At 62.0% G+C, this 9,757-nt stretch carries 10 protein-coding genes and 1 pseudogene; 8 read left to right on the top strand and 3 right to left on the bottom strand.

All coding sequences use genetic code 11. From position 1 onward, the window contains the following. Positions 1-167: pseudogene (locus tag MOV75_RS15660) on the top strand (MarR family transcriptional regulator); the annotation flags it as partial. A gap of 283 nt (positions 168-450) precedes the next feature. Here MOV75_RS15660 and MOV75_RS15655 read toward each other — a convergent pair. Further along, entirely contained in the window at positions 451-1,140 is a 690-nt protein-coding gene (locus MOV75_RS15655) for a hypothetical protein (RefSeq protein ID WP_246926519.1), read from the bottom strand. A gap of 120 nt (positions 1,141-1,260) precedes the next feature. Further along, on the bottom strand, positions 1,261-2,457 hold the full coding sequence (locus tag MOV75_RS15650) for an amidohydrolase family protein (protein WP_246926517.1): 1,197 nt from the start codon (positions 2,455-2,457) through the stop codon (positions 1,261-1,263). Positions 2,458-2,614: 157 nt separating this feature from the next. Here MOV75_RS15650 and MOV75_RS15645 point away from each other — a divergent pair, with 157 nt between their 5' ends. The 7 genes from MOV75_RS15645 to MOV75_RS15615 all read left to right on the top strand — a co-directional run bounded on the left by MOV75_RS15645 (position 2,615) and on the right by MOV75_RS15615 (position 9,196). Next, positions 2,615-3,388 (top strand): ferredoxin--NADP reductase, encoded by a 774-nt coding sequence (locus MOV75_RS15645; RefSeq protein WP_246926516.1) that lies wholly within the window; start codon positions 2,615-2,617, stop codon positions 3,386-3,388. A gap of 95 nt (positions 3,389-3,483) precedes the next feature. Next, positions 3,484-3,807, top strand: coding sequence for a hypothetical protein (locus MOV75_RS15640; RefSeq protein ID WP_246926514.1), 324 nt, complete (start codon positions 3,484-3,486; stop codon positions 3,805-3,807). Between the two features lie 90 nt (positions 3,808-3,897). Next, positions 3,898-5,157: a cytochrome P450 gene (locus MOV75_RS15635; protein ID WP_246926512.1), complete on the top strand. Its 1,260-nt coding sequence runs from the start codon at positions 3,898-3,900 to the stop codon at positions 5,155-5,157. A 115-nt stretch (positions 5,158-5,272) separates the two neighbouring features. Beyond that, positions 5,273-5,506, top strand: a complete 234-nt coding sequence (locus tag MOV75_RS15630) for a hypothetical protein (RefSeq protein WP_246926510.1) — start codon at positions 5,273-5,275, stop codon at positions 5,504-5,506. A 219-nt stretch (positions 5,507-5,725) separates the two neighbouring features. Continuing rightward, on the top strand, positions 5,726-7,135 hold the full coding sequence (locus MOV75_RS15625; RefSeq protein WP_246926521.1) for a DUF1254 domain-containing protein: 1,410 nt from the start codon (positions 5,726-5,728) through the stop codon (positions 7,133-7,135). Positions 7,136-7,416: 281 nt separating this feature from the next. Continuing rightward, the gene (locus MOV75_RS15620; protein ID WP_246926508.1) at positions 7,417-8,283 is read left to right on the top strand and encodes an SMP-30/gluconolactonase/LRE family protein; all 867 of its coding nucleotides are present in this window, start codon (positions 7,417-7,419) and stop codon (positions 8,281-8,283) included. Between the two features lie 268 nt (positions 8,284-8,551). Then, positions 8,552-9,196: a cation transporter gene (locus tag MOV75_RS15615; protein ID WP_246926506.1), complete on the top strand. Its 645-nt coding sequence runs from the start codon at positions 8,552-8,554 to the stop codon at positions 9,194-9,196. 128 nt (positions 9,197-9,324) lie between these two features. On the opposite strand, the gene MOV75_RS15610 is transcribed toward MOV75_RS15615, so the two are convergent. Then, a partial coding sequence (locus tag MOV75_RS15610) for a DUF763 domain-containing protein (protein WP_247006134.1) occupies positions 9,325-9,757 on the bottom strand: 433 nt, incomplete at its 5' end.

Below are 9,757 nucleotides of genomic sequence, written 5' to 3'. Positions count from 1 at the left end.
AGGACCCCGAGGACGGCCGGCGCCTGCTGGTGAGCCTGACGCGCGCGGGACAGCAGCTTGCGGAGAAGGTCGCGCCGAATGCGCTCGCCATCACCCGTGAGACCCTGGCGCCGCTCGACGCGAAGGAGCGCGAGATGCTGATGGGGCTGTTGAACAAGCTACGGTGAAGAAGGTGCCGTAGGGTGGGCAAAGCGAAGCATGCCCACCATCATTCTCAATCAGGAAAAGATCGTGGGCACGGCGCTTCGCGCCTTTGCCCACCCTACGGCAGTTGAACGAGGTGCGCGGGCTGTCGACTAACTTCGATGAAGGCTTTGCGGCTCGCCTGCGAAGGCGAGGGCGAGATGGTCGCTGCGGACGGCCGGCTGGCGATCGAGAACGGTCCGGTCGGACAGGCCAAGCGGCAGTTCTATGTGCGTGTGAAATTCCAAAGCGGCCTGACCGGGTCGGTCAGCTTTTTCCCGGCCATTTGGCCCGGTAGCGGATTTCGCTGCCGTCGGCGAGCCGTCGCCACGTCCCGAACTCCGGCGTATGCGGCGCCCGGGCGGTCAAGTCGATCGGATAGATTCGGCTCGACTGTCCCTCGATGTTGACGGCGAGTTGTCGGCGCGAGGTTCGAAAGGCGAGTTCGACTTCGCCCGTGATCACCGCTTGCTCGCCATCACGACGGAAGCCGCCTGGCGTCAGTTCGGCGGGCATGGTGTTGATGTCGGTCTGCAATTCGATGGCAATGCTGTGCGGTGAGCTTGGCGCTGTAACGCCAGGCGGAAGACGAACCTCAAACACGAGAAGGGGATTGGCCGCGTTCGGGTTGAGCCACGGCGTCGCGGTCGCATATGCGTAAGCGAGATAAGCGCCGGCGGCTGCGACGCAGAGGAGGGCGACGACGCCGAGCGACTTCAGGCTGTTGTGCGCGACGCTTCCATTGCTTGCGTTCTTGCCTGGACGCGATACCAGCCAGCTGGCGAGCACCGCGCCGCCGATCGCGCCCATGGGAGAGTAAACGAACAGCGCCAGCAGGCCTGATGTGATCGGGTCCGCACGGTTGCCAAGATCGAGGAGAGAAAACACCAGAAAGATCGCGACATAGCCCGCCACCGCACCGGCAACGCCGGCGGCAATCCGCGACGAACTCTTCATGTCTCCTCGACGCTCCAGCAATGCATGGCCCTCGCGGGCTGTCCGCATTAGACGCAGAAGGCGGGAGACTCGTTCAACGTGCTCGAGGCGCCACGTGGCTCGCCGCGCGCTCCGGCCGCGTCACTTCGCCACCACCTCCGGCACCTTGCCGGCCGGCGGGGTGTTGCGGCTGCGCTGGGTGCGCACGATGCCGTCGATGATGGTCATGCCGATGCCGGGGAGGTCGCCGAGCTGGACGCTTTCCAGAATGTTCTTGCCGGGCGAGTGCTGGGCCTTGTCCATGATGACGAAATCGGCGGAGCGGCCGACTTCGATCAGGCCGCAGTCGAGCTCGCGCATCCGCGCCGTGTTGCCGGTTGCGAGACAAAACGCGATCTCGGCCGGCAGATCGCCGAGCGAGGACAGCATCGAGACCATGCGCAGAATGCCGAGCGGCTGCACGCCGGAGCCGGCGGGCGCATCGGTGCCGAGGATGACCCGGTGCAGATCGCCCATCTCGCGCGCGGTGCGCAGGGTGAACAGCGCCGAGCGTTCATTGCCGTTGTGCACGAGCTCGAGGCCGCGCTTGCAGCCCTCGCAGATGCAGCGGATCTGGTCGTCGGGCAGCGCCGTGTGGCCGCCGTTGATGTGGCCGACCACGTCGGTGTCGGCCTCCAGCACCACGTCCTTGTCGATCAGGCCGGAGCCGGGGATCGAGGGGCCGCCGGTGTGGATCGTGCTCTGGATGCCGTATTTGCGCGCCCAGCCGACCATCTTACGCGCGGTCGGGCCGTCCTTGACGCCGCCCAGGCCGACTTCGCCGAGCAGCTTGACGCCGGCGGCGGCGAGCTCCTTGAAATCTTCCTCGACCATCTCGCATTCGATCACCGGCGCGCCAGCGTGAACCTTCACGCCGCCAGGCCGCAGATTCCAGAATGCGCGCTGGGCGAAGATCGCCATTGCCTTGAGACCGACGACGTCGCGCGGGCGGCCGGGCATGTGCACTTCGCCGGCCGAGATCATCGTGGTGACGCCACCATGTAAATTGCTGTCGATCCAGCCGATCTGGTTCTGCCGGGGCGTCCAGTCGCCCGCGACCGGGTGGACGTGGCTGTCGATCAGGCCGGGCGCGACCGTGGTGCCGTTCGCCTCGACGATAGTGGTCGCGCCTTCGGTGTTGAGGTCCTTGAAGCGGCCGATCGCGGTGATCTTGCCGTTCTCGGCGACGATGGTGTCGCCGTCCAGGATCGGCTTTTCCAGGGCGCCGGACAGGATCAGGCCGATATTCCGGATCACGAGCTTTGAGGGTCCGGTGGCCTGGGGTGCGTCATGCGCCATAGAAGGGGCTCCTTATTCCTAACTGCAACGCTTTCGATCTTGGGCAGCCTTGACCCAGGGATCAAGCAGGATTATTCATTAGTATACGAATGATCGTGTACGAACGACGCATAGCTGCCCGCCTCGGAACCGCATAGACGCGACACGGATAGGTGAGATGAGCAATTTCAATCAGGAAAGCGTTTTGAGCGTCCACCACTGGACCGATACGCTGTTCTCTTTCAAGACCACCCGCAGCCCGACCTTCCGCTTCCGCAACGGCGAATTCACCATGATCGGGCTCAAGGTCGGCGAGAAGCCGCTGCTGCGGGCCTATAGCGTCGCCAGCGCCAATTACGAGGATACGCTGGAGTTCTTCTCGATCAAGGTGCCGGACGGCCCGCTGACCTCGCGGCTCCAGCATTTGAGGGAAGGCGACGAGATCATCGTCAGCCGCAAGGCCACCGGCACGCTCGTCATCGACAATCTGGAAGAGGGCCGCAACCTCTACCTCATCGGCACCGGCACGGGCCTCGCGCCGTTCCTGAGCGTGATCAAGGACCCCGAGACCTACGAGCGCTTCGAGAAAGTCGTGCTGCTGCACGGCTGCCGGCACGTCAAGGAGCTCGCCTATGGCGAGATGATCAACGAGACGCTGCCGAAGGACGAGCTGATCGGCGAGTACATTCAGAACCAGCTGATCTACTATCCGACCGTGACCCGCGATCCCTTCCGCAACCGCGGCCGCATCACCGACCTCATCACCTCGGGCAAGCTGTTCGCCGACATCGGCCTGCCGGCCCTGGAAGCCGCCCACGACCGCGTCATGATCTGCGGCAGTCCGGCGCTGGTGGCGGATACCCGCGTGCTGCTGGGCGAACGGGGCCTCATTGAGGGCAACCATGGCGAGCCGGCCCAATTCGTGGTCGAAAAGGCCTTCGCCGAGCGCTAGGCCCGCAGAAAGACCGCATTTTCGCCGCGTGGGGCCCGTTGCGGCGCCGATTCGGCGCTTGATACACTGTGGGAACGAATCAGCGGAGTTCCCACATGGTTGCGGACAGCGACAGCAACATCGCCTGGCACCGGGTCCAGTTGAAGAAGAACCGCGCCGAGTTGAAGGCGCTGGAGACCGCGCGCTTCACGATGGGCGAGATCGCCTCGTCGAAGCGGAACGGCCAGACCCAGAAAGCGGTCGCGGAACTCAAGCGGAAGATCGCGCAGTCGGAGCGGGCGATCGCCGACCACGACAAGCGCACACGCAGGCCGCTCGGCACCGATCTGCAAAGCCTCAGCAATGGCAGCTGGAGCCATTGGGACGCCTACACGCAGCAGCAGCGCAAGACCGGCCAGCGCTCGCCGGGACGCGGATAGGCACGCTGGTCATCGCGCCGGTTCCGGCCCTTGTGGGCCGCCGCACGCGCACCATCTGGTTGAGGCGCCACCAACCACTTCGGTGATCCCATGACACCGCGCCTTGATTTCACCAGCGAGGCCTTCTTCCGCGATCCGCCCAAGGCGATCGCGGCGCTACGCGCGTCCGGCCCCGTGGTCGCGACAAGATTTCCTCTGGTCGGCGATGTCTGGATCACCACGACCCATGACGCCACGGCGCGGGTCCTGAAGGACGGCACCAGCTTCACGCTGCGCAAGGAGGATGGCGAAGTCGCCGGCCTGCGCTGGTGGATGCCGAAGCTCGTCACCACCATCGCCAGGAACATGCTGACCATGGACGAGCCTGATCACACGAGGCTGCGCAGCATCGTGGACGAGGCGTTTCGCCGCCGTGCGATCGTGGCGATGGAGCCGCGCATTCGCGCCATCGCCGACGGCTTGGCGGACGATTTGTTTGCCGATGGCAGCCCCGCCGACCTCGTTCAGCGTTACGCCCGTATCCTGCCGGTGTCGGTGATCTGCGAATTGCTGGGCCTGCCCGCGGCCGATCGCCCGAGATTCATCGCCTGGGCCAACAAGATGTCGTCGCTGACGAATGTCGTCAGCTTCTTCCGCTTGCTGCTCGCGTTCCGCAAGATGCGCGCCTATCTCGAACGGCAGTTGGAGATCGCGCGTGCGCAGGGCGGCGAAGGCCTGATTGCCGACCTGGTGCAGGTCGAGCGCGAGGGCGGCCAGATTACGCCGGATGAGATGGTCTCGATGGTGTTTCTGCTGCTTGCAGCCGGCTCCGAGACGACCACGCATCTGATCAGCGGCTCGGTCTACGAGCTGCTCAGGAATCCGGGTTTGCGCGACTGGCTGGAGGAGGATTGGGGCCGCGTCGGGCTCGCGGTGGAGGAGTTCCTGCGCTTCGTGTCATCGGTGCAGTTTTCCAAGCCGCGCTATGTGCGGCGGGACATCGAGCTTGCGGGCGTGCGGCTGAAGAAAGGCGATCGTGTCATGGTCATGCTCGCTGCGGCGAACATGGATCCGGCGGTGCACGATCAGCCCGAGCGGCTCGATCTCGAACGCAAGCCGAACCGCCATATCTCGTTCGGTACGGGAATCCATTTCTGCCTCGGCCACCAGCTTGCACGGATCGAAGCGGCTTGTGCATTGGAGGCGCTGTTTGCGCGATGGCCGAAGCTCGGTCTCGCCGTCGATCCCGCGCAAGTGCGCTGGCGCAAGCGGCCGGGGATGCGTGCCATCGCGAAGCTTCCGGTTGTGGCAGGCGGGAATCGCCAGCCAAGCCTCGGTGCGGTGACTGCCGAACCGTTGCTGGCGGATTGATGGCGCACGCTGCTGCGCCGGGAACAGTGGCGCGCGTCATCTTGCGTGAGTTGTGCGAAACAATCTCCATGGCGCATGCGTTGCCTCGATGGACGCAACAGCAAGGGAGCAGTCCATGCCTCACGGCGGCAAGACGCATATCGGATCGGGCGCGCATGGCAAGGGTGCGGGGAGTGGTGCACTCACGGACGTCCCAAAAGACAAGATCGGCGACAACATGATCTTGTCGAACCGCGACAAGGCGCAGCATTCGAACGTTCGCGGCATGGACGGAAAATTCATCCAGACCGAGCAGTATCAGGATCATGCGGCCAACCGGCTGCTCGACGACGAGGAGGCTGAAGACTAGGGCGTGTACTCATAAACTCGCGCGGCACCTCGTATGAGCTCCGCTTTGCCTCTGAAGCGGACGCGTTGGCACACCTCACCCTAGGTCCGAGATGGGCCAACAACGGACTCGTGCTCGGCAGCAAAGCGCCGCCATCTTGATCTGGATCAAGTCGCTACCCGAGGGCGCTGGCCATTTACGGCACTACCATAATACATGCAGGAGGACGCCGTGAAACATATTGTGAAGGCGCTTACTATCGGGCTTCTGATCGGCCCTACACTTCCGCTGATTGCTAACGCAGAGGGCACGCTAACCGAACGGGAAGCGCAGTCTATCGCGGTGGACGCCTATGTTTACTTCTATCCGCTGCTGTCGATGGACGTATCTCGAAAGCAATTCACGAACGGCACCAGCGACTTCAAAAGTCCGATGAATACGTTCATGAACGTGCCCGCCTACCCGCCTGCGGACTTCAAAGGTGTCGTGCGGTCAAACTTCGATACGCTGTATTCCGCCTCATGGCTGGACATGACCAAAGAGCCCGTCGTCATCTCAGCCCCGGATACCGATGGACGCTACTACCTACTTCCGATGCTGGACATGTGGACGGATGTTTTTGCATCACCAGGCTGGCGCACCACGGGCACCAAAGCCGGGAATTTTCTGGTAACGCCTCCGGGCTGGAACGGGACGGTCCCTGATGGGATGACGCAGATCAAGGCACCGACGCCTTATGTGTGGCTTATCGGTCGCACCAAAACTGATGGCCCGCATGACTATGATGCGGTTCGTAAAATTCAGGCGGGTTATAAGATCACCCTTCTCTCGGAGGTTGGTAAAGCGCCAAAGCCAGTAGAGTTCAAGCTAGACCCCAGCGTCGATATGAAGACGCCGCCGAAGGCCCAAGTAGACACTATGTCGGCTGGAAAGTATTTCGCCTACGCAGCCGAATTGCTCAAGCAACATCCGCCCCACATCACCGATGAGCCAATCCTCGCTCGAATCAAGAAGATCGGCATCGAGGTCGGTAAGAGCTTTGACATCAGCAAACTTGATCCAGCGGTGCAAAAGGCACTTGAGACCGCGCCGCAGGCTGGGCAGAAGTTGATGCTTTGGAAGTTGCCTACGTTGGCACGTGTTGTGAACGGCTGGTCAATGAATACTGACACGGTGGGGGTGTACGGCAACTATTATCTAAAGCGGGCGATCCTTTCGCAACAGGGGCTTGGCGCGAACGTGGTGGAGGATGCCATCTATCCACTCAATCTGGGTGACGAAACCGGGAGGCCGCTTGACGGCGCAAACAAATACACAATTACCTTTGAAAAAGGTGCTGCGCCGCCTGTAGATGCATTCTGGTCAATCACCCTCTACGACCAGGAGGGTTTTCAGGTCGGCAATGTCCTGAACCGCTTCGCGGTTAGTAGCTGGATGCCATTCAAGTATAACGCCGACGGTTCGCTTGATCTGTATTTCCAGAACGAGAGTCCCGGGACGGAGATGGAAGCAAACTGGCTTCCTGCGCCAAAAGGGCCATTCAATCTGACCATGCGCTTGTACGCCCCGAAGTCAGAGGCGTTGACTGGTAGATGGACCCCCCAGGCGGTTACGAAAGTCCAAGCGCAACCAAGCTTAGCAGCCCAATAACTTTCGACAGACGCTCGGTTCTCAATTGGGCCGGGCGTCTACGCAATACTATATCCGGTTGGGGTCAAAAGCGTCGGTCTGGCACTCGGCTGCAAACTTCCGATCTGCTCCTATGAACTGACATGCAGCTACGCCGCTTCAATGGAAGCGACGGGCCAACTCAAACGTCGGCCGCGCTCTCCATCTGCGTGGTAGTCGGCGGGACATAATTGACAGACGGGCGGAACGTCTGTCGTGACAGGCTTGTTCCTTCTTCGGGGCAATCACGAGGAGGCGCTACCATGAGGACACCTCAGCTCTCCGCATTAATGTCTGCTGTGCTTACCTTCAGTGCCGTCGCCGCAGAACCTCAAAAGCTGTGGGAGGCGAATGGCTTCAAGCAGCCCGAGTCGGTGGTTTTTGACCGCGCCGCGGGGGCCATTTATGTGTCGAACGTCAACGGCGATCCGATGAAAAAGGATGGCAACGGCTTCATTTCAAAGCTTGGGCCGGATGGAAAGGTCGTGACAATTGAGTGGGTCAAGGGACTCGACAGTCCGACCGGGCTCGCGCTTGCCAACGGCAAGCTGTACGTCGCAGACGTGGATCGGATTGCGGAAATCGACCTGGTCAGGGGCGAAATCATCAACCGATACGAGGCACCCGGATCCAAGTTCTTGAACGACCTCGCGGCTGACAAGACGGGACGGGTCTACGCATCCGACATGGTGACAAACAGCATTTGGGTGCTCGACGGCGGCAAGCTATCTCTCCTGATGCAGGATGACGCGCTCGAAAACCCGAACGGGCTCCTCGTCGAGGATGGGAGGCTTGTGGTCGCGTCGTGGGGCAAGATGGCCCCGGACTTCTCGACCAAGGTACCCGGCCACATGAAGGCGGTCGATCTCGCGACAAAGAATGTGTCTGCTCTTGGTGACTCGACACCAGTTGGCAATTTTGATGGTGTCGAGCCCGATGGCAAGGGCGGCTATCTTGTCACCGACTGGGTAAGCGGCGGGCTTTTCCACGTCGCGAACAATGGCAAGCCGACGCGCCTCCTTCCGCTCACGAAGGGGAGCGCCGATCTCGGCGTGGGACCGGATGGTGTCATCATGATCCCGATGATGATGGAGGGCACTGTTCTGGGTTACAAAGTCGATACGCGCTGAGGACCGGTGCCAGCAGTGGTTTCGCAACGGAGCTTCAGTTCGCAATTTGCACAGCGGCAAAGCGAGCCAAGTTCTGACATTGATCGTGTTGCACGTCTCACGTTATGACCTCTTGGGGTCAATCGCGTCGATCGGCGACCGTGCCACCTATGTCCGGTCTACCCAGCACAGCGGACTTCTGTGACAGCCTGAGCCTTCTCGCCTTTGGGCCCAACAGACGACCTAAAGCGCACTAGCGACGCGTCCCGATTCATCTTATCTTCGGCTCATGAACGACTGCTGTTGCGCTCCAACGCCCTTGAACCTCGGCGGGAACAAGAAACGAGATGCCGCCTACCGGCGGGTGCTCTGGACTGTGCTTGCTATCAACGCCGCTATGTTTGCCGTTGAGGTGGTCGCGGGTCTTGCTGCCGGATCAGCTTCCTTGCAAGCCGATTCACTCGACTTCCTAGGGGATGCTGCGAACTACACCATCAGCCTACTCGTTGTCGGTATGGCACTCCGCTATCGAGCTGGCGCGGCCCTTGCGAAGGGCGCCACAATGGGCATGTTTGGCGTATGGGTCGTTGCAACCGTGATCTGGCATATTCTGCACGGAACGCTTCCGAGCGCTTTCGCGATGGGCGCCGTGGGAGCTGCCGCTCTCGTTGCGAACGCAGCTTCGTTTGGTCTGCTTTGGGCTTATCGTCACGGTGATGCAAACATGCGGTCTGCATGGATTTGCACTCGTAACGATGTTCTGGGTAACCTCGCGGTGCTGTTAGCTGCGGCTGGCGTGTTCGGGACCGGGACAGGTTGGCCCGACATCGTCGTGGCGACGATCATGTCGTTGCTTGCGATTCAGGGGGCTGTGGTAGTGGTCCGGCATGCCAGCAGAGAGCTACAGATTGGCCGACTGGCGGCGGCTGAGTAATTCAGCCGCCCGAAGTCTCCTTCGGGTCACAAGCCGCCGATCACGCTCAAGGTGGCAGACTTCCGCTTTGCGCTGGTACGCCGACGTTTGTGGGTACACACCCTAGGCGACAGCCCTGAGCGACAGCTTCAGGAGCCGGCCGACTTCTTCGAAGCGACGAGATCGCGCTCCCGGCCGAACACGGAGCGGCCGTCGAGATCGGGCGAGGCCGCGCGCTCGCCGGCGATGTAGGCCTCGACCGACGGTCCGCGCGCCGTGCGTTCCAGCCGCCGCGCCTGGTCGTCGAGGCGCTTGATCGCCTGCATCTCCTCGTCACGTCCGAGCTTCGCGCTCTGGATTGCGCCCTTCAGCACGCGGATGGTCTCGTCATAGACCTTGATCGGGACGGGATAGGGATGCCGGTCCTTGCCGCCATGGGCGAGCGAGAAACGCGCGGGGTCGTTGAAACGATAGGGCGCGCCGTGCACGACCTCCGCGACCATCGCCAGTGAGCGCACGGTGCGCGCGCCGACACCCGGCGTCAGCAGCAGTTCCGGGAAGTCGACCGGGCCGCGCTCGGTT

It is taken from the genome of Bradyrhizobium sp. PRIMUS42 (genome assembly GCF_023006515.1).
GTDB lineage: Bacteria > Pseudomonadota > Alphaproteobacteria > Rhizobiales > Xanthobacteraceae > Bradyrhizobium.
Note: the sequence above shows the minus strand (reverse complement) of the source record. Positions and strands in the feature narration are given on the sequence as shown.

What these genes read in the sequence shown, in the direction of transcription:
- MOV75_RS15640 (WP_246926514.1), top strand. Translation starts at nt 3,484, where the DNA reads ATGGTTGCGGACAGCGACAGCAACATCGCCTGGCACCGGGTCCAGTTG.
- MOV75_RS15635 (WP_246926512.1), top strand. Translation starts at nt 3,898, where the DNA reads ATGACACCGCGCCTTGATTTCACCAGCGAGGCCTTCTTCCGCGATCCG.
- MOV75_RS15630 (WP_246926510.1), top strand. Translation starts at nt 5,273, where the DNA reads ATGCCTCACGGCGGCAAGACGCATATCGGATCGGGCGCGCATGGCAAG.
- MOV75_RS15615 (WP_246926506.1), top strand. Translation starts at nt 8,552, where the DNA reads ATGAACGACTGCTGTTGCGCTCCAACGCCCTTGAACCTCGGCGGGAAC.
- MOV75_RS15655 (WP_246926519.1), bottom strand. Translation starts at nt 1,140, where the DNA reads ATGAAGAGTTCGTCGCGGATTGCCGCCGGCGTTGCCGGTGCGGTGGCG.
- MOV75_RS15650 (WP_246926517.1), bottom strand. Translation starts at nt 2,457, where the DNA reads ATGGCGCATGACGCACCCCAGGCCACCGGACCCTCAAAGCTCGTGATC.
- MOV75_RS15620 (WP_246926508.1), top strand. Translation starts at nt 7,417, where the DNA reads ATGAGGACACCTCAGCTCTCCGCATTAATGTCTGCTGTGCTTACCTTC.
- MOV75_RS15645 (WP_246926516.1), top strand. Translation starts at nt 2,615, where the DNA reads ATGAGCAATTTCAATCAGGAAAGCGTTTTGAGCGTCCACCACTGGACC.